The 21,351-nt window shown below is 73.4% G+C and carries 18 protein-coding genes and 1 riboswitch; of the genes, 6 read left to right on the top strand and 12 right to left on the bottom strand.

Translation table 11 applies throughout. The features are described from left to right. A riboswitch (cyclic di-AMP (ydaO/yuaA leader) is annotated at positions 1 to 166 on the bottom strand. Positions 167 to 772: 606 nt separating this feature from the next. Next, a complete protein-coding gene (locus ACZ51D_RS13200; RefSeq protein WP_360490037.1) occupies positions 773 to 1,102 on the top strand; it encodes a phenolic acid decarboxylase in 330 nt (109 codons plus the stop codon). Between the two features lie 67 nt (positions 1,103 to 1,169). On the opposite strand, the gene ACZ51D_RS13195 is transcribed toward ACZ51D_RS13200, so the two are convergent. Both ACZ51D_RS13195 and ACZ51D_RS13190 read right to left on the bottom strand, forming a co-directional pair. Next, positions 1,170 to 2,312 carry an alpha/beta hydrolase gene (locus ACZ51D_RS13195; protein ID WP_360490039.1) on the bottom strand — a complete coding sequence of 381 codons (1,143 nt, stop codon included), beginning with the start codon at positions 2,310 to 2,312 and terminating at the stop codon, positions 1,170 to 1,172. Positions 2,313 to 2,610: 298 nt separating this feature from the next. Continuing rightward, on the bottom strand, positions 2,611 to 3,231 hold the full coding sequence (locus ACZ51D_RS13190; protein WP_465619731.1) for a TetR family transcriptional regulator: 621 nt from the start codon (positions 3,229 to 3,231) through the stop codon (positions 2,611 to 2,613). Between the two features lie 137 nt (positions 3,232 to 3,368). Between ACZ51D_RS13190 and ACZ51D_RS13185 the strand changes: the two genes are divergently transcribed. Continuing rightward, positions 3,369 to 4,133, top strand: a complete 765-nt coding sequence (locus ACZ51D_RS13185) for an SDR family NAD(P)-dependent oxidoreductase (RefSeq protein WP_465619729.1) — start codon at positions 3,369 to 3,371, stop codon at positions 4,131 to 4,133. 168 nt (positions 4,134 to 4,301) lie between these two features. Here ACZ51D_RS13185 and ACZ51D_RS13180 read toward each other — a convergent pair whose 3' ends face one another. From ACZ51D_RS13180 to ACZ51D_RS13160, 5 genes are all read right to left on the bottom strand, one after another. Then, the gene (locus ACZ51D_RS13180; RefSeq protein ID WP_465662284.1) at positions 4,302 to 5,027 is read right to left on the bottom strand and encodes a Pr6Pr family membrane protein; all 726 of its coding nucleotides are present in this window, start codon (positions 5,025 to 5,027) and stop codon (positions 4,302 to 4,304) included. Positions 5,028 to 5,190: 163 nt separating this feature from the next. Beyond that, a complete protein-coding gene (locus ACZ51D_RS13175; protein WP_465662282.1) occupies positions 5,191 to 6,099 on the bottom strand; it encodes a phosphotriesterase family protein in 909 nt (302 codons plus the stop codon). Further along, the gene (locus ACZ51D_RS13170) at positions 6,096 to 6,632 is read right to left on the bottom strand and encodes a carboxymuconolactone decarboxylase family protein (protein WP_465662281.1); all 537 of its coding nucleotides are present in this window, start codon (positions 6,630 to 6,632) and stop codon (positions 6,096 to 6,098) included. Before ACZ51D_RS13170 ends, ACZ51D_RS13175 begins: the two co-directional genes overlap by 4 nt. 16 nt (positions 6,633 to 6,648) lie before the next feature. Further along, the gene (locus tag ACZ51D_RS13165) at positions 6,649 to 7,236 is read right to left on the bottom strand and encodes a DUF4865 family protein (RefSeq protein WP_465662279.1); all 588 of its coding nucleotides are present in this window, start codon (positions 7,234 to 7,236) and stop codon (positions 6,649 to 6,651) included. A 140-nt stretch (positions 7,237 to 7,376) separates the two neighbouring features. Then, positions 7,377 to 7,943: a TetR/AcrR family transcriptional regulator gene (locus ACZ51D_RS13160; protein WP_360490053.1), complete on the bottom strand. Its 567-nt coding sequence runs from the start codon at positions 7,941 to 7,943 to the stop codon at positions 7,377 to 7,379. A gap of 346 nt (positions 7,944 to 8,289) precedes the next feature. Here ACZ51D_RS13160 and ACZ51D_RS13155 point away from each other — a divergent pair, with 346 nt between their 5' ends. Beyond that, positions 8,290 to 9,282, top strand: a complete 993-nt coding sequence (locus ACZ51D_RS13155; RefSeq protein WP_465662277.1) for an aldo/keto reductase — start codon at positions 8,290 to 8,292, stop codon at positions 9,280 to 9,282. 255 nt (positions 9,283 to 9,537) lie between these two features. Here ACZ51D_RS13155 and ACZ51D_RS13150 read toward each other — a convergent pair whose 3' ends face one another. The 5 genes from ACZ51D_RS13150 to ACZ51D_RS13130 form a co-directional block, all read right to left on the bottom strand. Continuing rightward, the gene (locus ACZ51D_RS13150) at positions 9,538 to 10,257 is read right to left on the bottom strand and encodes a winged helix-turn-helix domain-containing protein (RefSeq protein WP_465662364.1); all 720 of its coding nucleotides are present in this window, start codon (positions 10,255 to 10,257) and stop codon (positions 9,538 to 9,540) included. Positions 10,258 to 11,396: 1,139 nt separating this feature from the next. Then, positions 11,397 to 12,047, bottom strand: a complete 651-nt coding sequence (locus ACZ51D_RS13145) for a GTP-binding protein (RefSeq protein WP_465662275.1) — start codon at positions 12,045 to 12,047, stop codon at positions 11,397 to 11,399. Continuing rightward, entirely contained in the window at positions 12,028 to 12,459 is a 432-nt protein-coding gene (locus tag ACZ51D_RS13140) for a DUF742 domain-containing protein (RefSeq protein WP_396287675.1), read from the bottom strand. Before ACZ51D_RS13140 ends, ACZ51D_RS13145 begins: the two co-directional genes overlap by 20 nt. A 203-nt stretch (positions 12,460 to 12,662) precedes the next feature. Continuing rightward, positions 12,663 to 13,082, bottom strand: coding sequence for a roadblock/LC7 domain-containing protein (locus ACZ51D_RS13135; RefSeq protein ID WP_360490059.1), 420 nt, complete (start codon positions 13,080 to 13,082; stop codon positions 12,663 to 12,665). Continuing rightward, positions 13,079 to 16,216: a sensor histidine kinase gene (locus ACZ51D_RS13130; RefSeq protein WP_465662273.1), complete on the bottom strand. Its 3,138-nt coding sequence runs from the start codon at positions 16,214 to 16,216 to the stop codon at positions 13,079 to 13,081. The genes ACZ51D_RS13135 and ACZ51D_RS13130 overlap by 4 nt, the downstream gene beginning before the upstream one ends. A gap of 509 nt (positions 16,217 to 16,725) precedes the next feature. Between ACZ51D_RS13130 and ACZ51D_RS13125 the strand changes: the two genes are divergently transcribed. The 3 genes from ACZ51D_RS13125 to ACZ51D_RS13115 all read left to right on the top strand — a co-directional run bounded on the left by ACZ51D_RS13125 (position 16,726) and on the right by ACZ51D_RS13115 (position 21,232). Next, positions 16,726 to 18,552, top strand: a complete 1,827-nt coding sequence (locus tag ACZ51D_RS13125; protein WP_465619711.1) for an AMP-dependent synthetase/ligase — start codon at positions 16,726 to 16,728, stop codon at positions 18,550 to 18,552. A gap of 207 nt (positions 18,553 to 18,759) precedes the next feature. Continuing rightward, positions 18,760 to 19,914 (top strand): polysaccharide deacetylase family protein, encoded by a 1,155-nt coding sequence (locus ACZ51D_RS13120; protein WP_465662363.1) that lies wholly within the window; start codon positions 18,760 to 18,762, stop codon positions 19,912 to 19,914. 415 nt (positions 19,915 to 20,329) lie between these two features. After that, positions 20,330 to 21,232 carry a nitroreductase/quinone reductase family protein gene (locus ACZ51D_RS13115; RefSeq protein ID WP_465662272.1) on the top strand — a complete coding sequence of 301 codons (903 nt, stop codon included), beginning with the start codon at positions 20,330 to 20,332 and terminating at the stop codon, positions 21,230 to 21,232. Positions 21,233 to 21,351: the final 119 nt, after the last annotated feature.

Raw genomic sequence — 21,351 nt, 5'->3', positions numbered from 1 at the left:
AGCGGACCTCTGCGACGCCTGCGAGGTTAGCTGTCGGGTTCGGGCTGCAGTTGGCCCGGCCGCCTGTGGAACGGCTTCACCCCTAGCCACGACCCGTACGCGTGAGCGCGCGGGCCGGGCGCCGACCTTGGTTCCCCCGCTCCCGTCCGCGTGGTGCTCGGTGACCCGCCGACGGGTGGACGGGACTCGGCGTCCCGGCGGCGGGGTCCGCGAGGGCGGACGACCGTTGCAGGCTAGGCAGGCTGTGCGTGAACGGACAACTCCGTCGGTCCGGTTGTCGCGCAGCTCACAGTGGTGTCGATCAACAACGCTGTGCGGCGGCCGAGTTGATCAATCCCCCGGCCCGGCCGGATGCCCGTCCTGGTTCCTGGCCGGGTGCCCGTCCGGGTGCTCGGCCGAAGGCCTGGCGGGATGGTCAGCCGAGCCAGGCGTCGACCTGGCTCTCGGCCTCCGGCGCCCAGGCCAGCTCCAGGCGGTCGAGGCCGCTCAGCAGCCGGGTGCCGCCGACCGTCGCGATGCCGGTGGTGTGGACGGGCGTGGTGGGGGTGCGTCTCGCTGGGGTGAGTCTCGCAGGGGTGCGTTTTATGGGCGGACGGTAGGACCGGAGCGCGGCGGGTGTCCATGTGCCGGTCGCACCCCCCGGCGGGCGGCGCGGTGGCGATCCGTACCGTGGCAAAGATCTGACCGACTGCACCCGGTCGGATAAATTGGAGGCCTGACATTTCCGCAGTGCACAAGAGCACCAAAGCCCGAAACGAGGAGCCGCCCCACCATGATCGCGTCCCTGCCCGCCTTCGCCGGCCGCACCTACGTCTTCCGGGCCGACAACGGCGCGGCCTTCCGCAACACCTACTCGGCCGACGGCACGCGGCTGCGCTGGGAGGGCCTCGGCGAGTCCGCGGGCCAGTGGGAGGACGTGCGGCTGCACGTCGCCGAGGTCGCACCGGAGATCTACTTCGTCAGCTGGACGGAGCAGAGCGGGATCACCGTCAGCCATGTGATGGACCTGAACAAGCTGACGGTGCGGGCCTTCTGGACCTTCGAGGGCGAGGGCGGCCGGGTCGGCCAGCTGCACACCGGTTCGCTGGAGCGGGTGGCCTGAGACCTGTGACGGCCGGACCCCCGACCCGCGGCTGGGCCCCGGGGTCCGGCCGATAAGCGGCCGGTCGTCAGGCGGTCGGGTTCGGCACCGCAAGGTGCTGGGACAGCCACTCCAGCGAGGACGGCAGCAGCGCGCTCCAGGTCTCGAAGTTGTGGCCGCCGTTCTCGAGCATGCTGTACGAGACCTTCATCGGGCTCCGCGCCGCCTCGACGAAGGCCTCGGTCTCCCGCCGGTAGTCGCCGTCGCCCTTCTTGGTGCCCGCCAGCAGCACGGACACGTTGGGCTGCGGCAGGTTCTTCAGCCGCCACATCAGGTTGGCCTCGTCGCGGCGCTGCTTGCTGCCGCCGAACAGGTCACCGGTGGTCGGGTCGTCGGCGGCGTCGTAGTAGGCCGAGAGCGCGACGGCGGTCGGGAACACGTCGGGGTGGCGCATGGCCAGCTTGAGCGCGCAGTAGCCGCCGGTCGAGTTGCCCATGAAGGCCCAGGCCTGCGGGTCGGACGAGACCCGGAAGCTGGCCTGGATCGCCGAGGGCACGTCCTTGGTGAAGTACGTGTCGGACTGCGGGCCGTTCGGGATGTCCTCGCACTCGGTGTCCTGCGGCAGCGCGGGCGAGGGGCGCATCAGGATCAGGACGGTCGGCTGCATCCGGCCCTCCTGCAGCAGCTTGAGCGCCGCGCCCGGGTAGTTGAAGCGGGTGATCAGGTTCTCGGCGATTCCTGGGAACCCGGTGCTGACGATCACGGCCGGGAACTTCCTCTGCGCGTACTCCGGCTGGAAGTACTGCGGGGGCAGGTAGACGTAGCTCTCGGTGGACAGCCGGCTGACCGCACCGTCGATCCGGACCTTGCGGATCTCGCCCGACTGGCTGGGCTCGCGGCCCACCGCACCGCCGCCCTTGACCGAGGCGTGGCCGATCGTCTCCACCAGGAGGCGACCGGAGGCGTCCGCCTTGTTGTGGATCACCACCGGGCCGGTGTCACCGGTGCCCAGCAGGTCGTCCCAACTGCTGTAGAAGGCGAAGTAGTTGTTCGCCACCAGGCCGAGCGCCGCGAGCACCGCGAACTGGGTGGCGAGCAGCGTGCCGATCCGGCCGAGCACCGCCTGCCAGGTCGTCCTGGCCATCCTGGGCCACAGCCAGACCGTGCCCCCCATCACCACGACGGCGATCAATACGGTCAGCGCCAGCACCTTGTGGCTCGTCAGACCCATGTCCTACTTGCTCCCACGCCTCGAACTCCGGACCCCTCCGCTGGGGACATCCGAGGAGGTCACCCCGGCTCCCCTGCCAGGGCGCAATGATCAACCCTAGCGCCAGCTGGGAGAACGCTGATGGCGGGCTGGGAGGTCGCGGGGAACGGCCGACGGCTTTCAACCGACAGAGTTCAGATGACAGATTTCGAAATCTGTCATCTGACATCTGAACCCTGAACCCTGTCAGCTGCTCGCCGTCACCCGCCAACCGCCGGGCGCGGCAGCCACCACGCCCCACGCCCGACGCACCCCCGGCTCAGGACACCCGCTCCCAGAGCCGCAGCCCCGCCGTGAGCTCGCGCATGCAGCGGGCGCCCAGGTCGCGCGGGGAGCCCGGGCCGACGGCGGGGGCGTCGGAGGAGGCCCACTGCTCCAGGGCCACCCGGATCGCCGCTGTCGCGGCGGCGGCGGCCAGCCGGATCTCCAGCGGATCGGTGCCCTCCGGGCAGCGGTCGGCGAGGACCGCGCGCAGCCGCACCTCCGAGTCGGCGTGGACGCGCTGCCAGGCACCTTCCAGGCTCGGGTCGCGCAGCAGGCTGCGGGTCCACTGCATCATCTCGGCACCCGCCTCGTCGGCCGGCGTCAGCGACGCGACCGCCGCGCTCTCCAGCGCCTCGCGCAGCGGCAGGTCGGCCGAGCTCTCGGCGAACCGGTCGACCCACTGCCGTCCGCCCGCCGCGAGCAGCGGGGCGACGGCATCCTCCTTGACGGAGAAGTACCGGTAGAAGGTGCGCAGCGAGATGCCTGTGGCGAGGGCGATCTCCTCGGCGGTGGTGGCCTCCGCCCCCTTTTCGGCGAAGAGCGCGGCGGCAGCGCGGGCGATCTCCAGCCGGGTGGCGTCACGGCGGCGCTGGTTCAGGGTCGGGCGTCCGGTCACGGGGTCAGCCTACGCGGATGGGTGCCATTCTGGCGCGTCATGCCGAGATGACTCACCAAGCCTCATTGGCACAACATGCCACTTGGGCGTACCGTGCCTCTTGAGGTCGAGAGACCACGAACGAACGGAGTACCACCATGGAGCGCTTCAGCGGACGGAACGTCCTGATCACCGGCGGCGGCTCGGGCATCGGCCGGGCGACCGTGCACCGGATCCTCGCCGAGGGCGGCAAGGTCGTCGCCGTCGACGTCAACGAGGACGGCCTGAAGAAGACCCTGGACCGCGCGACCGCCGACGGCACCGCGGACCGCCTGACCATCCGGGTCCTGGACATCTCCGACGAGGCCGCCGTCGTCGCGGGCGTCGCCGAGGCGATCGCCGACCTGGGCGGCCTGGACGTCCTGGTCAACGCGGCCGGCATCCTCCGTGCCTCGCACACCCACGAGACCACCCTGGAGTTCTGGAACACGCTCCTCGCGGTGAACCTGACCGGCACCTTCCTGATGACCCGCGAGGCGCTCCCCGCACTGCTCGCCGGCGGCAAGGGCGTGGTGGTCAACTTCAGCTCCACCTCCGCGAGCTTCGCCCACCCCTACATGGCCGCGTACGCCGCGACCAAGGGCGGCATCCAGTCGTTCACCCACGCCATCGCCTCGGAGTACTCGAAGCAGGGCCTGCGCGCGGTCTGCGTCGCCCCGGGCAGCATCGACAGCGGCATGACCAACAACCCCGGCCTGCCCGCCGACGCCGACTTCAGCCTGCTCGCCAAGCTCTCCCCCGCCCTCGGCCAGGGCTTCGCGGGCCCGGGGACGGTGGCCGGCGTGATCGCCATGCTCGCCTCCGACGACGGCGCCTTCGTCACCGGCACCGAGCTCCGCATCGACGGCGGCACCCACATGTGACCGCCCGCCCCCGCGGCCCCGAACGGCGGGGCCTGTGCCGTCCCCTGTACGGCACAGGCCCCGCTTCGGCGTTTCGCCCGCTGCCGGAAGGCCTCGATGCTGCGTCGGCGGCCGTGAGGGTCCGGAGCGTCACCACGGCCGTCACCACGGGAGCGTGTTCGGCCCTCGTCAGCCCGTTCCGGCACGGGCGTGACGGCCCCTCGGGACCGCGCCGTCGCGGGCGTCGCGGTGCGCGGCGAGCGCGTTGCCCACGGCGGCGACCGCGGCGCCGACGAGGACGAAGGCCACCGCCGTCAGGAAGCAGGCCCCGGCCACCCGGCGGTAGCCACCGTGCAGGGTGGGGTCGAGGAACGGGTACGGGTACCAGTCGACGGCGTGGCCGCGCAGCAGCGCGTACACCAGGTACAGCAGCGGGAACGCCATCCAGCCGAGCACCACGACCGGGCGGACGCGCCGGGCGGGCGGGTCGATCAGCCAGTCGGCAAGCACGACGAGCGGGATCGCGCGGTGCAACACGTCGTCCGCCCACGGGATCACCAGCTGCTCCGGGTACTTCGCCAGCAGCGTGCCGTAGACCAGTCCGGTGATCACCAGGTAGAGCACGACCGCCCCGCGCACCTCGTCCGGCACCGGGCGGCGGCCGGTCAGGCCCGCCCAGCCGCCGTAGCCCAGGACGGCGACCACGGCGAGGTTGCCCAGGTTGGTGAAGTAGCTGAAGAAGTTCACCACCCCGGTGGGGTCCGTCGCCGCGCGGTAGCCGGAGAAGCAGAGGGCGACGGCGACGAGGGCCGCGACGGCGAGCCGGGCGGGTGCGAGCCACGGGTAGGTCGACGGTGCGGCGGTCGATGGTGCGGCCGCGGTCGATGGTGCGGCCGCGGTCGATGGTGCGGGCATCGTCGAGTCCGCCTCTCTGGGGGCGCCCCTCCGGCAGGAGGGCTACTCGGATTCAAACCCGGGCGGGAGCAGTCGGCCACAGGAGCGGGAACGGGCTCGGAAGCCTGCCAGGGCTCGAGGGTCCGCCCAGCTCAGGGCCTGCCGGGCTCAGGGCCTGCCGGGCTCACGGGGTGCGCCAGTCGGCGGCGAAGGCGGCGGCCGGGTTGGTGGTGAGGAGCAGCTCGGGCAGTTCCGGGCCGTAGGCGCGGGCGAGCCGTGGGGCGAGATCGGTGAGCAGGCGGGTCGGACCGCCGGCCTGCCGGGCGGTACGGGTCGTGGTGTCGGCGCCCAGGAGCAGCTGGTCGGCGTGGCCCGCGTCGACCAGGTCGGCGATGACGTCGAAGGCCTGGAGGTCGGTCGGGTGGCCGATCCGGGAGGGGCTGTCCAAGGCGAGGTGGACGCCCTCGGCGGCGAGGCTGCGGTACGTGGCGCGGTCGGGGAACCGGGTGAGGTGGCCGAAGATGATCCGGTCGGGCCGGACCCCGTCGCGGCTGCTGAGCCGGGACAGGACCTCGTGCGGATCGCCGTCGGGTTCGAGGTGGACGGCGATCGGGGCGCCCGTGGCGTGGTGCGCTTCGGCGGCCGCGGCCATCGTCCGACGGGTGTGCGCGGTGGTGCGGCCCGCGTCGTCGGCGACCTTGATCAGACCGGCGCGGGCGCTCTCGGATGCACCCGGCAGTCCGGTGGTGAGCTCGGCGACGAAGCGTTCGGCGAGGTCCGCGTACGGGACGGGGCCGGCCGCGTAGTGGGCCGCCTGGTGTGCGCCAGTGGCGGCGACGATGTGGACGCCGGTCGTGCGGGAGAGGGTGGCGAGCGAGTCCGCGCCCCGGCCCATGCCGAACGGGGTCCACTGGACGAGGGTGCGGCCGCCGGCGGCGGCGTAGGCGCGCAGGACCTCCTCGGCGGCGGCCGGATCGTCCAGCTCCTGCCCGGGGAGCAGCGGGCTGCGGATGAAGAGGTGGTCGTGGGAGTCCGTGACGCCGAGTTCGGCGGGGTCGAGGTCGCCCAGGACGGTGCGGACGGTGCGGCTCATGCCTGCTCCTCGGTGAGGTCGCTGACTGCGGTGGCGCCGGTGGCTGCGGTGGTGTCGGTGGTGTCGGTGGCTGCGTTGACGGCGGCCTCGGTTGCCTCGGTTGCCTCGGTGGCTTCGGTGGCTTCGGTGGCTTCGGCGAAGGTCGCGGTCGCGACGCGCAGGCCGGCGAGGGCCTTGGGGACGCCGACGTAGGGGGCGAGGTGGACGATGACCTCGGTGATCTCCTCCTTCGTCAGGCCGATCCGCCGGCTGTAGCGCACGTGGTCGGCGAGCTGGGGTTCCACCCCGCCGAGGGCGGTGAGGGCGGCCAGGTTGGCGATCTGGCGGTCGCGCAGGGCGAGGCCGGGGCGCTGGTAGGTGCCGCCGAAGAGGCTGGTGACGATCCAGTCGGGGAAGCCGGGGGCGAGGGCGTCCAGCCCGCCGAGGGTGCCGGCGGCGGCCGGCCCGGCGAGGTCGGCGAGCAGGGCGTAGCCGGCTTCGCGGTCGAGCGGGGCGGGGGCGAGGTCGTTCGGCGGCAGCGGCACGGAAGTCATCGGGGCGTGGGGCCTTTCAGAAGTGGCGTCCGGCCGGCAGCCGGTCGAGTTCGGGTCGGGAGAGGTGCAGCACCTGGTAGCGGGCGCCGGGCGCGTCCTCCGGGGCCGGGCCGTGCCAGAGGGCGAATCGGAGCAGTTCCCAGCGGCTCGGGTCCACGGCGACGGCGGCGGTGTGCAGGGCCGGGTGCGTGGGGAGTTCGGCGAGCGCCCGCTCGACGGCTTCGGCCGGGTCGGCGGTTTCCGGCAGCCGTACGGTGTCGCGGGTGGCGGTGGTCGGGGCGGTCTCCCGCGCGTCGGTCGCACCGCCGTGGCCCAGTCCCGCTCCGAGCCAGTGGTGGACGGCCGGGCGGCCGAAGTCGGCGCTCAGACCGCGGAAGGCCGGGCCCCAGAGGAAGCTGTTCATGCCCTCGGCGGTGCGCCAGAGGTAGAACGGCGCGTACTGGTTGACCGGCGACCCCTGGAGACCGCGCTCCCGGACCAGGTACGCCTTGAGGCCGAGGCCCGGGTAGGCGTCGAGCAGGTGGCCCTTGTCGGCGACGCGTTTGCGGATGATGCCCATGTCGTAGTCGGCGGGGAGGGTGATCTCGTACTGCATGGCGTGCACGGCGGGGCTCCTCGGGGTCGGTGCGCGGCGTCGGGCTGTCGGTCCTGTTCGTTCCGTTCGGGCTGCCGGCCCTGGTCGTGTGGTCGGCCTCTTGGCCGAGCCGGCCCGGTTGGCTCTTCGGGCCCGGTTCGCTCTGTTCGTCAGGCCGTTCGGTGTGCCGCGAGCAGGCCGAGGGCGCCGCGGACGGCCTGGTCGAACGGCTCCGCGCTGTCCGCGGCGCGGGCCAGGACGTAGCCGCCCTGGACGACGGCGACCACGGCGGCGGCGGTGTCGGCCGGGTCGAGGGCGGGGGCGAACTCGCCGCCGGCCTGGCCCTCGGCGACCAGGTCGGCGATCCGGCCGCGCAGCCAGTCGAAGGTCTCCTCGACGGGGGCGCGCAGCTGCGGGTCGGCGACCACGTCCGGATCCTGGGCCATCCGGCCCATCCGGCAGCCGCGCAGGACGTCACGGTCCCGGCGCAGGTACGCGGCGATCCGGTCGTACGCGCTGCCGGGGGCGGCGAGGTCGGCCTCGGCGATGCCCCGCATCTGCTCGGCGCTGCGGCGCAGGGCGGCGGCGGCGAGGTCGGGCTTGCCGGTGAAGTGGTGGTACATGCTGCCCTGGCCGACGCCGGAGCGCTGCTGGATGGCCTTGGGGCTGGTGCCGACGTAGCCGCGCTCCCAGAGGAGTGCCTGGGTGCTCTCGATGAGGCGTTCCTGGGTGCTCATGTGGATCACTGTACATACCAGTAGGTACAGAGTGCCAGTGGAATGCCGGATCGGGTTTCAGGATCGGGCTTCCGGATCGACTTCCAGGAGCCTTCGACGGCCGCCCGATGGTTGAGGGCCGTGCGCCGCCCCCCGGCGGCCACGACCCCTCGACGGTTCGTCATCCCCCTTGCCGCCGGGCGGCATTCCGCCGCGATCGGTGGCGCGCGTCACGTCACGCACGGTTGCCGGCGTCACGCCGGGCAGGGCGCGCACGGCGCGCTGCGCGGGCGGGCGGGCGGCGGATCAGTGGTTACGGGAACGGCAAGGGCTTGATCGGCCGGGGCCGGCTGGCAGGATGTCCGGCATGAGCTACCTCGCCGCGGATGACCGCTACGCCTCGATGACCTACCGGAAGGCCGGCCGCAGTGGCGTCCAGCTGCCCGCCGTCTCGCTCGGGCTCTGGCACAACTTCGGTGACACCCAGCCGCTGGAGGTGCAGCGGGCGGTGCTGCGCCGGGCCTTCGACCGGGGCGTCACGCACTTCGACCTGGCGAACAACTACGGGCCGCCGTACGGCAGTGCCGAGCGCAACTTCGGCTACCTGTTCGCCCAGGACTTCCGGCCGTACCGCGACGAGCTGTTCATCGCGACCAAGGCCGGCTGGGACATGTGGCCCGGCCCGTACGGCAACGGCGGCAGCCGCAAGTACCTGCTGGCCAGCCTCGACCAGTCGCTGGACCGGATGGGACTGGACTACGTCGACGTCTTCTACTCGCACCGCTACGACCCGGACACCCCGATCGAGGAGACGATGGGGGCGCTGGACAGCGCGGTGCGCTCGGGCAAGGCGCTGTACGCCGCGATCTCCAACTACCCGGCGGAGCAGCACCGGGAGGCGGTGGCGATCCTGCGGGAGCTGGGGACGCCGGTGCTGCTGAACCAGTCGGCGTACTCGATCCTCAACCGGCACGTGGAGGAGGCCGGGGTGCTGGACGCGGTGGGCGACACCCAGACCAGCCTGATCGCCTACTCGCCGCTGGCCCAGGGACTGCTGACGGACCGCTACCTCTCCGGGGACGTACCGGCCGGCTCGCGGATGTCGGTCGGGAAGTTCCTGACCCAGGAGGCGCTGACCAGGCCGAAGCTGGAGCAGCTGCGGGCACTCGACGAGATCGCCGAGGGGCGCGGGCAGACGCTGGCGCAGCTGGCGCTGTGCTGGGTGCTGCGGGACCCCCGGGTGGTGTCGGTGATCATCGGCGCGAGCAGCGTGGTCCAGCTGGACCAGAACCTCGACGCGCTGGCCGGCGGGCCGCTGACGGCGGAGGAGCTGGCGGAGATCGACCGGCTGAGCCGCTGAGCCCGCGTTACTGAGGCGCCGAGCTGCGCGGCCTCTGCGGCGGAAGGTGACGATTGACAACTGACAGCTGACAGATTTCGAAATCTGTCAGCTGTCAGTTGTCAGCGACGGCCGACGCACCCGGGCACCGGGCTGGGCCTGCACCGTCCGCTGCACTCCACAGCGCCCGGAAGGCCATCAATAGCCCTGCGGCGGCGGGCTGCTCGTCCGTTCGGAACGTACGGGCGGCCCGCCGCCACAGTCGGCAGTCGGTGATCAGACAGCGGCCGGGTTGTACTTGTAGCCGACCCGACGGACCGTCACGATCGTTTCGCGGTAGGCGGGTCCGAGCTTGCGGCGCAGACGGGCGACGTGCACGTCGACCGTCCGGCCGTCCCCGACGTGGCCGTAGCCCCAGACCGCGGAGACCAGGTGGTCCCGACTGTGCACCCGCTGCGGGTGCTCGGTGAGGTGGGCCAGCAGCTCGAACTCCAGGTAGGTGAGGTCGAGCAGCCGCCCGTCGACGTACGCGTTGCGCCGCTCCGCGTCGACGGTGATGCCGCGCCCGGCCGCACGCACCGGGCGGACACCCGCCGGAGCCGACGCCCCAGGCAGTCCGGCGGCTCCGGACCACCCGACAGCTCCGGGCAGTCCGGCAGTCGCGGGCACGACGGGCGCATCGGGCGCACCGGGCAGGCCCGGGCCACCCGCCGCCGGACTCTCGGTCGGCACCAGCACCAGGTACCCGACCATCGGGCTCCCGTTCGCGCCACCGAACTGCGCTCCGTACTGGGCGAGCAGACCCTGCGGCAGCACGCCCTGCGGCAGGGCGGCGACGACGGTCGCCCCCTCCGGCAGCGCGGCGAGCAGCGCGTGCGGGGCCGGCGGGACAACCGTGCCCGGCTGCGGCGCTACGGCGGTCGTCGGACCACCGGCCGGGCGGGCCGGGCCGGTGTGCGGCGGGCGGAGCACCGCCCCGGGCCATCGGTCGGCCACCGAAGCCGGGGCGACGGACGGACCGGCGGACGGACCGACGGACGACCCCGCGACCCAGGCCGAGCCGGCGGCACCGGGAACGGCGGACGGAACAGGTGACGGAACGGCGGACGGAACAGGCGGAACGGACGGAACAGAGGGGACCGTCGGAACCGAGCGGACCGCGCGCAGGTGCGGGGTCGCGGTGGGCAGGGGCAGGGTGGCCGTGGAGGAAGAAGACATGGTGTGCCGCTCATTTCGCGCGTGACGGACGGGGTGGAGTCGTCTGCGCGTCGACCGGGCGTACTGCCGGGGCTGGACCGGACTGAACCGGGTCAGCGGGCGGAGAGCCGGGACGCGCTGGGCGAGCCCGGACACGTCTGATCGAACAGGTGCGGCTGCCGGGACGGCCAGAACGGCTCGAGGTCGTGGTGACCCCGTCGGCTGTCCGCGGCGCGGCTCACGCGCCCGTTCCACCGTCCGGTCCGTCCACCGCCCGCGCACGTCGCGGGGGCCGTCCCGGCCGTTCGGGTACGGCCGACGGCGGCGGGGTCAGGTCTGGGGCAGACGATGTTCACTGGTGGTCTCTCCGCTGGGCGGTCCGGTTGGTCGGCCGCGGGCGCGCCGGACGGCGGTCCGCTACGGCCTGGTCGACGGGATCAGCGGTGCGTCGGGCGGTGGCTGGTGGGCCGGGAGCGCCGGGGACGTACCGGGATGGGACAGGCCGGTCAGCGACAACACGCGCTGCAGATCAGCGCGTGGTCGATGTAGCGGCGGACGGTGAGCACCGGAGCGGCGGCACCCGAGCGGGCGGAGCCGGGCATGAGGGGCCCGGACAGGGCGGTGGCGATGCGTCGTCGGCCGACGGTCGTCATTCTGCTGCCCTCCCCCTCGTTCTGTGCGCGGCGGTTCACCGCTGCCGGTGCGCGCCCGCGGTGCCTCGCCGGATCGTCGAAGGCCGTCCGCCGGTCGGCAACGCCCGTGTGAACGGGGCGTTTCCGGGGCTCCCGACGGCATGGCCGGGCGGCCTTCGTCCACTGAGCCTTCCACGGCCGGGCCGGTCTAGGCAACCTTCCGCGCGCCGACCGTCCGGGATGCGGACATCGGAATGAGACGTCGGCCGGTAGGGGACGCCCGCGCCGCCGTCACCCGAGGCTCCCTCAGGCCCGGGCGGCAGCAGGGTGGCGGCGCGCGGCGGCGTGCTCGACCAGCGCGACGAGCAGGTCCTTCCCGTCCTCCCGCAGCCGGGCGTCGCAGAGCAACACCGGGATGTCCGGGTCGAGGTCGAGCGCGTCCCGCACCTCGTTCGGCGTGAACCGCTCGGTGCCCTCGAAGCAGTTCACCGCGACCACGAACGGGATGCCGCGCTGCTCGAAGAAATCGACCGAGGGGAAGCAGTCGGCCAGCCGCCGGGTGTCGGCGAGCACCACGGCGCCGAGCGCGCCGCGCGCCAACTCGTCCCAGACGAACCAGAACCGGTCCTGCCCGGGCGTGCCGAACAGGTAGAGGGCGAGGCCGGGCCGCAGGTCGATCCGGCCGAAGTCCATCGCCACCGTGGTGGTGCGCTTCGCCTCGACGCCCGAGGTGTCGTCCAGTGGACGCCCCAGCTCGCTGAGTTCCTCCTCGGTGCGCAGCGGCCGGATCTCGCTGACCGAGCCGACCAGGGTGGTCTTCCCCGCGCCGAAGCCGCCCGCGACCAGGATCTTCACCGCGGCGGCCGGACCGCCGCGCCACCGCGGGTCGTTGGCGTTCGCCGGGTCGGACGCGGCACCGTCCGGGCGGAGGTGGTGGTCAGAGCGCACGGAGTCCATTGATCACGTCTCGCAGCAGGCGCTCGTCCGGCAGCTCGGCGAGCGGAACGGGTCGGGTGACGCTGATCAGGTCGGCGTCGTAGAGGTCGCCGAGCAGCACCCGCACCACGCTGACCGGCAGGTCGGTGAAGGAGCCGAGTTCGGCGACGGAGAGCGGCTCGCGGCGGCACAGCGCCAGCAGCGTCTGGTGTTCCGGGTCGAGGACGTGCGCGGGCACGGCCCCCGCGTCCGGCCCGGGCTCGACGGCGGTGACCAGCGAGATCAGGTCGAACAGGCCCTCCTCGACCGGCCGGGTGCGGCCGCGGGTCATCGAGTAGAGCCGCACGACCGGGCCGGCCTCGTCGTCGAACCAGCGGTCGTCGACCGGGGTGCGCGGACGGAACAGGTCGACCTCGGGTCCGTCCGGGTCGATCTGCTCCGCGTCCGCCGGAGTGTCCACACCCTGGGATGCGGCCACACCGTCCGGCGCGTTCACGCCGGCCGGGGCGTCCACCTCCGCCGATGCGTCCGCACCAGGCGACGCCCCCGCACCGGTCGGCCCGTCCGTGCCCACCGGCACCTCCGGGCCGTCCGGCACGTCCGGCACGTCCGCCTTCGGATCCGCCATCGGCCCGCTCATCTCCCCGGCGGGGCGGTTTCGGTGCGCGGCTCGGCGGCCATGTGCTCGCCGACCCGCTTGACCAGCAGGGCCATCTCGTAGGCGATCTGGCCGATGTCGGCCTCGGCGTCACTCAGCACGGCCAGGCAGCTGCCGTCGCCGGCGGCCGTGATGAACAGGAACGCCTCGTCCAGCTCGACCATGGTCTGCCGGACGCCGCCGACCTTGAAGTGCCCGCCGGCCCCCTTGGCCAGGCTGTGGAACCCGGCCGCGACGGCGGCCAGGTGCTCGGCGTCCTCGCGGTCGAGGTCGCGGGAGGCGCCGGTGGCCAGGCCGTCGCTGGACAGGATCACCGCGTGCCGGAGGGCCGCTACGCGCCCCACCAGGTCGTCCAGGAGCCAGTTGAGGTCCCCGGACGGCTGCGTCGAAGTGGTCATGAATCAGTTCCTTCCGCTGGAGCGGGTGGTGCAGGTGATGCCGATGATGCGGGTGATGTGGGCCGCACAGGCGATGTGGGCCGCACGGGTGGTGCGGGTCGTGCGAGTGGTGCCGGTCGTGCTGATGAATCGGGTACAACGGGTGATACCGGTGGTACGGGCGATCCCGGGCCCGGGCTGCGACGGACCGGCGGTCCGGGCGGCAGCCGACGGGCGAGCGGGGCCCGCCCGGTGTCCGAGGGGGCGGGCAGCGCCGCCGGGGCGGGCGCCGGGCCGATCGCCCGGCGGGACGCGCCCGGCGGCTGCCAGACGGGTACGGCTGCGAAGCGATCGCGCGGCGATCCCTCGTGGGCCGTCGGGGCGCTCTCTGCGCCCTCTGGCGTGCCGTCGCGGTCCTTTGACGATCCGTCGCCGTTTCTTGACGATCCGTCACTGCCTGTCGGCGAGCCGTCGCGATCCTTGGTGGCATCGGCACGGTCCACCGGGGCGGAGGCACCGCGTCCCCGGGTGAAGCCGCGCTGGAACGAGGCGAAGGTCGCCCGGGCCTCCTCGGGCGAGCGCTCCCGTGCCTCCCGAGCGTCGGGAGCGGACCCCGCGTCCCCGGTCGTGTCCCCCGACCCGCCCGCGCTGCGGAATCGTTCCTTCACTTGCTCCGTGAGCTGTTCCCTGAGCTGCGGCGCCAGGTTCGCCTGCCGGACCCGACGCGGCAGACCGCCCACCGTCCGGGGCGCGGCGTCCACCGGCGGAACCTCGGCAGCCCCAGCAACCCCTGCAGCCCCAGCGATCACGGCAGCCTCGGCGACAGCGGCAGCCTCGGCGGTCGCAGCAGCCGCGAAGGCCTCCGCAGCCGCGGCCACCACCATGTCCTCCCGCCGGTGCCGGCCCGTGCCCGGCCCGTCCCCGGTGTCCCCGGTGTCCGCTCCGGGCGCGGGGACCAGGACCGGTCCGCCCTTGGGCCGCGAGGCCCTACGCGGCAGACCGCCCGCCGTACGCCCCGCCTCGGGCACGGAGGGCCGCGGCCCGCCCGTCCCCCGGTGCCGACCGCCCTCACCGGCGCCGGACGAGGAGCCCGACGACACGCCGGACAGGGAACCGGACGAGGAGCCCGCCCCGGGGTCGGTTCCGCCCGCAGCCCCCGGCCCGGGAACCGGCCCCGGGACCGCGACCAGGTCCCGCTGCCCGCGCCGACCGGCGCCCACGGACCGCCGACCGGTCGCGGCCGGCTCCGCCAGCCCGTCCGGCGCCTCGGCGAGCAGCTCGCGCGGGATCAGCACCACCGCCGTCGTCCCGCCGTACGGGGACGGCCGCAGGTGCACGCGGATGCCGTGCCGCCGGGCCAGCCGGCTGACCACGAACAGGCCGAGCCGGTCGGTGTCGGCCAGGTCGAACTCCTGCTCCACGGCGAGGCGTTCGTTGATCTCGGCGAGCAGCTGCTCGCTCAGCCCGAGCCCGCGGTCGTCGATCTCCAGCGCGAAGCCGTGCGCCACCACCTCGCCCTGGACGGTGACCTGGGTGCTCGGCGGGGAGAACACCGCGGCGTTCTCGACGAGTTCGGCGACCAGGTGGGTGATGTCCGCGACGGCGCTGCCGAGCAGGCCGGTGCCGGGGAACGGCCGGACGGTCACCCGGGCGTAGTCCTCGACCTCGCCGACCGCCGCCCGGACCACGTCGACCATCCGGACCGGCTTGCGCCAGGCACGCCCGGGCGAGCCGCCGGCCAGGATGATCAGGCCCTCGGCGTGCCGGCGCATGCGGGTGGTGAGGTGGTCGACCTTGAAGAGGTCCGCAAGCTCCGTCGGGTCCTCGGTGCGGCGTTCCATGGTGTCGAGCAGGGTGAGCTGACGGTGCAGCAGCACCTGGCTGCGCCGGGCCAGGTTGACGAACACGGCCGAGACGCCGCGCCGCAGCTCGGCCTGTTCGACGGCGGCCTCGACGGCGGCCCGCTGCACCGCGTTGAAGGCCTGGCCGACCTGCCCGATCTCGGCGTCGCCGAAGTTCAGTCCGGGCGCCTCGGTGGCCACGTCGACCGGCTCGCCGCGGCGCAGCCGCAACATGACGGAGGGCAGTCGGGTGCCGGCGAGTTCGTTGGCCGCGTTGCGCAGGCCGATCAGCTCGCGGGCCAGGCCGCGACCGATCCGGAACGAGATCATGATCGACAGCACGACCGCGACCAGGCCGATCGCACCGGCGATGCCGCCGCGCCAGAGCATGCCGATCGCCGCGGACCGCGCGCGCTCGTCGAGCCCGGCGGCGATCCGGCTGTTGATCGAGTTGAGGTCGCCGAGTGCCCGGTCGGCGGTCTCCCGCCAGGAGTCGCTGTTGAGTGCCTGGACCACCCGGTCGGGGCCGCCGGCGCCGACGAAGTCCGCCTCGGCGCGGGCCAGCGCGCCCCAGGCCTCGCCGCCGCGCAGGGCGATGTAGTCGGACTGGTCGGCGGGTTCGAGCTCGGCGACGTAGACGGTGAACAGCGCCTGCTGGTTGTGCAGGGCGTCCAGCGCGACCTGGTACTGCTCGGCGGTGGGCTTGGCGGCGCCGGCGCGCAGGCCCTCCATCGCCGCGTCCTCCTGAGACAGGTACTCACGGGCGCGCACCAGCTCGATCAGAATGGTTCCCTGGCGCGGGAGTTGGCCGGTCTGCCGGGCGACGTAGGCGGAGCGGAAGCCGAACACGGGCTTGACCAGGTCGCTGTACTGGTCCAGCGCGAATTCCCAGTTCAGCGCGGCCCGGCCGACCTGGGAGCGCAGCGGGCCGATCTGGTCGGCGGAGGCGATGATCTGCACGAAGCGGCCGCGCTGGGGGGTGGAGAGCTTACTGCCCGCGCTGTCCTTCTTCTGCCGCAGCACGGCGAGGCTGCGGTCGGTGTTGGCCTTGGCGTGCTCGTAGGCGTCCCGGGCGACGGGCGAGCGGGGGTCGGCCAGGCTCTGGACGGCGGCGCGGCGCTCGTTCTGCAGGTCGGTGGCGTACTGGTCGACCGGGCCAGCGAACTCCTTGTACGTACGGCTGATCCTCAGCTGGCTCCAGACGTCGCCGGTGGTGGCGAAGGTCGCGAACACCCACAGGGCGGTGAGCGCCACGATGGGCACCAGGAGCAGCGCGATGATCTTCGCGCGGATCGAGCTGCGGCGCAGACGCATGGAGTCCTCGGTCGGGAAGTGCCAGGCGCGGACGGGGAGGGTGGGGGCCGTGGAAGCGGTGGGCGCGGCGGGAGGGGTGGGGCAGGGGCAGGAACGGTGAGGAGGGATACGGAGGGGGCTCCCGGCCACGGGTCTGCGCGACTCTACTACGCCCTGACCACTCGTTCGAGGGCCGAACCAATCCGCCTCCCCACCTTGCCCCGCACACGTCAGAAACCGGTCGCCCAGGCCCTCGTTTCACGACGGAATCGTCCACCGATGCCCGGAATGCCCGACCTGCACGCCACCCTCACCCCTCTCCCGCATCCTCGACCACGCCTTCACGGGTGCGGCACCATGCGGGCGGACCGGTGCCGATCTCGTCGCGTCACCGTCACAACCCTGGGAAGTGACGGGACGATCCGATAGTTTCGCTCCACCCGCGCAACCGGCGCCGGCGCCCCGGCGGCCGGAGGGCGCGCCGGGCCGGCCCGGCAACAGGCGCCGGGAGACGCGAACTGGGGAGGACTGTGCGCGAGTTCACCACCCCCGCCCCGGACGCTCCCGGGGCCGCCGGAGGACTCGCCGACTCCCTGTACGACACCGCCGAGCGCACCCCCGACCTGGTCCAGTTGTCCCGGCGGACCGGCGGCGGACGCTGGCAGGACGTCACCGCCCGGCAGTTCCGGGACCAGGTGCTCGCCCTGGCCAAAGGACTGCTGACACACGGCGTGCACTACGGCGACCGGGTCGCCCTGATGTCCCGCACCCGCTACGAGTGGACCCTCTTCGACTACGCGCTCTGGTCGATCGGCGCGATCACCGTCCCGGTCTACCCCACCGCCGCCCCCGAGCAGGTCCGCTGGATCCTCGCCGAGACCCAGGCCGTGGCCTGCCTGGTCGAGGACGAGGACGCCGCCATGACCGTCGGCGCGGTCTGCGACGCACTGCCCGACCTCACCGGCATCTGGCAACTGGACCGCGACTGCGTCGCCGCGATCACCGAGGACGGCCACGGCGTGCCCGACTCCCTGGTGCACCGCCAGCGCCTCGGCGTCGCCGCCGAGAACGTCGCCACCGTCGTCTACACCTCCGGCACCACCGGCCGGCCCAAGGGCTGCCTGCTCACCCACGCCAACCTGGCCGCCGAGGCCGACGCGCTGCTCGCCGGCTGGGGCGACGTCCTGCGTGACACCGGCGGCGGCCAGCCCGGCACCCTGCTGTTCCTGCCACTCGCCCACGTCTACGGGCGGGCCGTGCAGATCGCGGCGATCCGCGGCGGCTTCCGGGTCGGCCACGTCCCCGAGGTCTCCACCGACGCGCTGCTGCCCGCGCTGGAGACCTTCCGGCCGACCTTCCTGCACGCCGTCCCGTACGTGTTCGAGAAGATCTTCCAGCAGGCCCGGCGCGCCGCCGAGAGCTCCGGCCGCGGCGAACTCTTCGAGCAGGCCCGACAGGTGGCCGTCGACTGGGCCGCCGCCCGGGAGCAGAAGGCCTTCGGACGCGGACCCGGACCGGGCGCCGCACTGCGGCTGCGCCACCTCGCCTACGAGCGGACCGTCTACCCGAGACTGCGCGCGGCGCTCGGCGGCCGGGTGCGCAGCGTGATGTGCGGCGGCTCCTCGCTGCGGCGCGACCTGGGCCTGTTCTTCACCGGCGCCGGGCTGCAGCTGTACGAGGGGTACGGGCTGACCGAGACCTCCGCCGCGATCACCGCCAATCCGACCGGGCGGCAGAAGCTCGGCACCGTCGGGCAGCCGGTGCCGGGCGCCTCGGTGGCGATCGCCGACGACGGCGAGGTGTGGGTGCGCGGCGACTCGGTCTTCGGCGGCTACCTCAACCACCCGCGGTGCACCGCCGAGTCGCTGGTCGACGGCTGGTTCGCGACGGGCGACCTGGGCCGGCTGGACGAGGACGGCTACCTCACCATCACCGGCCGCAAGAAGGACCTGATCGTCACCAGCAGCGGCAAGAACCTCGCCCCGGCCGGCCTGGAGGAGCGGGTCGAGGCGCACCCCCTGGTCTCCCAGTGCCTGGTGGTCGGCGACGACCGCCCGTACGTGGCCGCACTGATCACGCTCGACCCGGCGGCGCTGGCGCACTGGCTGAAGACCCGCGGGCGGGAACAGCTCGACGCATGGGCGGTGCTCGCGGACGAGGACCTGCACGTCGAGATCCAGCGCGCGGTGGCGGCGGCGAACACGGCGGTGTCGCGAGCCGAGTCGATCCGCGCGTTCCGGCTGCTCCCACGGGAGTTCAGCGAGGAGCAAGGTCTGCTGACGCCCTCACTCAAGCTGCGGCGAGGGGCCATCGCGGAGTACTACGCGGAGGACATCGAGGAGCTGTACCTCCCCTGATCGGGATGTCCGGTAGGTGTTTTGACTGGCCGTCTTGTCCCTTGTGGCACAGGTCCGGTGGCCGCCCGGTTCATCTGCCGTTCCCTTGACGGGCCGATTGGTCCAGTCCATTGTTTCTCTTCGGTCCGAGTGCGGCGCACCACCACCCCTTTCGTTCGCGCCCTCCCCACGGGCGTCTCCCCCACACGCTGGAGTCCTCACGTGTCGATGTCCACGCGGCTGTCCGCGCTGGCCGCCTCCGTCGCGCTGCTCACCGCCTTCGCCGTACCGGCGGCCTCCGCCGACGGCGCCCAGGCCGCCCCTGCCACCCCTGCCACCCCGGCCGCCGAGGCCGCCCCGACCGTCAACCTGGCGACCAACCCCGGGTTCGAGCTGCCCGCCCCGAGCCTCGCCGACTGGGGCAGTATCCCCGGTTGGAACTGCACCGGCGGCCCGGCCGAGGCGGCCGTCACCCCCACCGCCCCGCACGCCGGCGCCTCCGCGCTGACCGTCACCCCGGCGAACGCCGACTCCACCGGCGAGTGCGCCCAGACCGTCGCCGTCCGCCCCGGCACCACCTACACCGCCTCCGCCTGGGTGCGCGGCAGCTTCGTCTACCTGGGCGCCACCGGCACCGGCAAGGACGTCCCGCCCGCCTGGACGGAAAGCACCGGCGGCGGCTGGCAGCGACTGACCACCCGGTTCACCACCGGCCCCGACGCGCACAGCGTCCGACTGTACGTGCACGGCTGGTACCAGCAGGGCCCGTTCTCGGTGGACGACGTCCGGGTGGACGGGCCCGCACCCGCCCCGGCGGTGGCGGCGAGCTCGATCCCGACCACCGACAGGGTCGTCTTCTTCACCGTGGACGACGGCTGGCAGCGCACCCCCGAGGCGGAACAGTTCATCGCCGACCACCGCCTGCCGATCACCGCCTTCCCGCTGCCGATGCCGGCCGGCACCGACCCGGCCTTCTTCCAGCGGGTCACCGCCGTGCCCGGCTCCTCGATCCAGGACCACACGGTCTCCCACTCCGACCTCAGCAAACTCCCGGCGGACCAGCAGCAGGTCGAGATCTGCGACGCCCGCGACGCCCTGACCCGCCACTTCGGCACCGCGCCCGTGGTCTTCCGTCCGCCGTACTTCGCCTGGAACGCCGACACCCTGCAGGCCGCCGCCAACTGCGGCATCCGCACCGTGCTCACCGCCGACGCCGACTTCAGCTGGGGTGCCGCCGACATCTGGCACCCGGGCCTGCTGCAGCCGGGCGACGTCGTCCTCATGCACTGGACCGACACCCTGGCCACCGACCTGCAGCGGGCCCTGGCCGCCGCCGACGCCGCCGGCCTCAAGCCGACCGGCCTGGTCGACTACCTGCGCTGACGCACCGCGACACCGACCGCCGCTGACGTGCCGTCATATCGACCGTCGCAGAAGCACCGCCATACCGGCCGTCGCAGACCCGACGCGCCGCCGCCTCCAGGGGGAGCGGCGGCGCGTCGCCGTACCGCGCGGTGCTTCGCCGCCCCCGGTGGTGGGTGATCCCGCTCGTTGACAGTGCGACCGCGGCGCGGATCTAATGGGGGCGTGCAGCGCGGCGCCGGCCACAGAGCAGTGGGCCGGCCGGTGGCCGAGCGAGCACCCTTCCGAAGGGACGACGCGCGATGAGCACTCTCTCCGCTTCCCTGATCTGACGCCACGCGGTCACCCGCGGTGTCCGCGTGCGCGATGCGCCACCCCTGACTGTCACCGCGTGTGGCCGCGACTCCCCTTTCTCCGGAGACCCCACCACACACACATGCCTATGTCTTTCCAACTGAATGTCATCAAGGAGTTCCGCGCCAACGGCGGGCGGGTCGGCGGCCCGTTCGAGGGCGGCGACCTGCTGTTGCTGACCACCACCGGCGCCCGGTCCGGGCGGCCGCACACCGTGCCGCTCGGGTACGTCCGGGCGGAGGGGCTGCTGCTGGTCGTCGCCTCGGCCGCCGGGGCGCCGGAACACCCACAGTGGTACCGCAACCTGCTGGTCCACCCGGTGGCCCGGGTCGAGCTCGGCACCGACACCTTCGACGTGATCGCCGTACCCGCCGAAGGCGCCCGCCGGGAACGGCTGTTCGCGGCCGTCGTCCGGAAGGCGCCGGGGTACGGCGACTACCAGGCGCACACCGAACGCGAGTTGCCGGTCGTCGTACTGGAACGGGAGCGGCCCGGGGCCGGACCCGGCGGCGAGGAGCCGGTGGTACGCACCCTCGCCGACAAGCTGCTGGAGGCGCACACCTGGCTGCGCGCACAGCTGCGCCACGTCCGGGAGGAGGCGCACACGCACGTCCCCGGCCGCCCGGCCGGGCTCGGGCTGCAGCTACGGCAGCACTGCCTGGCGTTCTGCGACGGGCTGACCCATCACCACACCGGCGAGGACGCCGCGATCTTCCCCGCGCTCGCGCGCAGCCACCCGGAGCTGGCCGACGTGCTCGCACGGCTCGACGAGCAGCACCGGGCGATCGGGCGGATCAAGGACGAACTGGTGGCGCTGCTGGCCGGGATCGAGGTCACCGAGCCGGAGCGGCTCCGCACCGAACTGGACCGGATGTCGGCCCAGCTGGAGGCGCACCTCGAGCACGAGGAGGCGGAGTTGTTGCCGGTCCTGTCCGGCATCCCCTTCCCGCCGACCGGGCCTTCGCCGACCGGGCCGGGGGCCTGACCCGCTCCGGTCGGGACCGCCCCGACCGGAGCCGTCCCGACCGGAGCCGTCTCGACCGGGGCTGCCCCTACCGGTAGCTGAAACGGCGTTGCCGCCGTCCCCTCCCCGTGCCTCGGGAG

The organism is Kitasatospora sp. NPDC033851, from assembly GCF_055576085.1.
The sequence above is the reverse complement of the archived record's forward strand: the minus strand, read 5'-3'. Positions and strand labels throughout refer to the sequence as shown.

Excerpts from the sequence above, each read along its gene's own strand:
- ACZ51D_RS13145 (WP_465662275.1), bottom strand. The coding sequence starts at position 12,047 with ATGGACTCCGTGCGCTCTGACCACCACCTCCGCCCGGACGGTGCCGCG.
- ACZ51D_RS13130 (WP_465662273.1), bottom strand. The coding sequence starts at position 16,216 with ATGCGTCTGCGCCGCAGCTCGATCCGCGCGAAGATCATCGCGCTGCTC.
- ACZ51D_RS13180 (WP_465662284.1), bottom strand. The coding sequence starts at position 5,027 with ATGCCCGCACCATCGACCGCGGCCGCACCATCGACCGCGGCCGCACCA.
- ACZ51D_RS13185 (WP_465619729.1), top strand. The coding sequence starts at position 3,369 with ATGGAGCGCTTCAGCGGACGGAACGTCCTGATCACCGGCGGCGGCTCG.
- ACZ51D_RS13200 (WP_360490037.1), top strand. The coding sequence starts at position 773 with ATGATCGCGTCCCTGCCCGCCTTCGCCGGCCGCACCTACGTCTTCCGG.
- ACZ51D_RS13135 (WP_360490059.1), bottom strand. The coding sequence starts at position 13,082 with ATGACCACTTCGACGCAGCCGTCCGGGGACCTCAACTGGCTCCTGGAC.
- ACZ51D_RS13170 (WP_465662281.1), bottom strand. The coding sequence starts at position 6,632 with ATGACTTCCGTGCCGCTGCCGCCGAACGACCTCGCCCCCGCCCCGCTC.
- ACZ51D_RS13160 (WP_360490053.1), bottom strand. The coding sequence starts at position 7,943 with ATGAGCACCCAGGAACGCCTCATCGAGAGCACCCAGGCACTCCTCTGG.
- ACZ51D_RS13195 (WP_360490039.1), bottom strand. The coding sequence starts at position 2,312 with ATGGGTCTGACGAGCCACAAGGTGCTGGCGCTGACCGTATTGATCGCC.
- ACZ51D_RS13115 (WP_465662272.1), top strand. The coding sequence starts at position 20,330 with ATGCCTATGTCTTTCCAACTGAATGTCATCAAGGAGTTCCGCGCCAAC.
- ACZ51D_RS13120 (WP_465662363.1), top strand. The coding sequence starts at position 18,760 with ATGTCCACGCGGCTGTCCGCGCTGGCCGCCTCCGTCGCGCTGCTCACC.
- ACZ51D_RS13155 (WP_465662277.1), top strand. The coding sequence starts at position 8,290 with ATGAGCTACCTCGCCGCGGATGACCGCTACGCCTCGATGACCTACCGG.
- ACZ51D_RS13175 (WP_465662282.1), bottom strand. The coding sequence starts at position 6,099 with ATGAGCCGCACCGTCCGCACCGTCCTGGGCGACCTCGACCCCGCCGAA.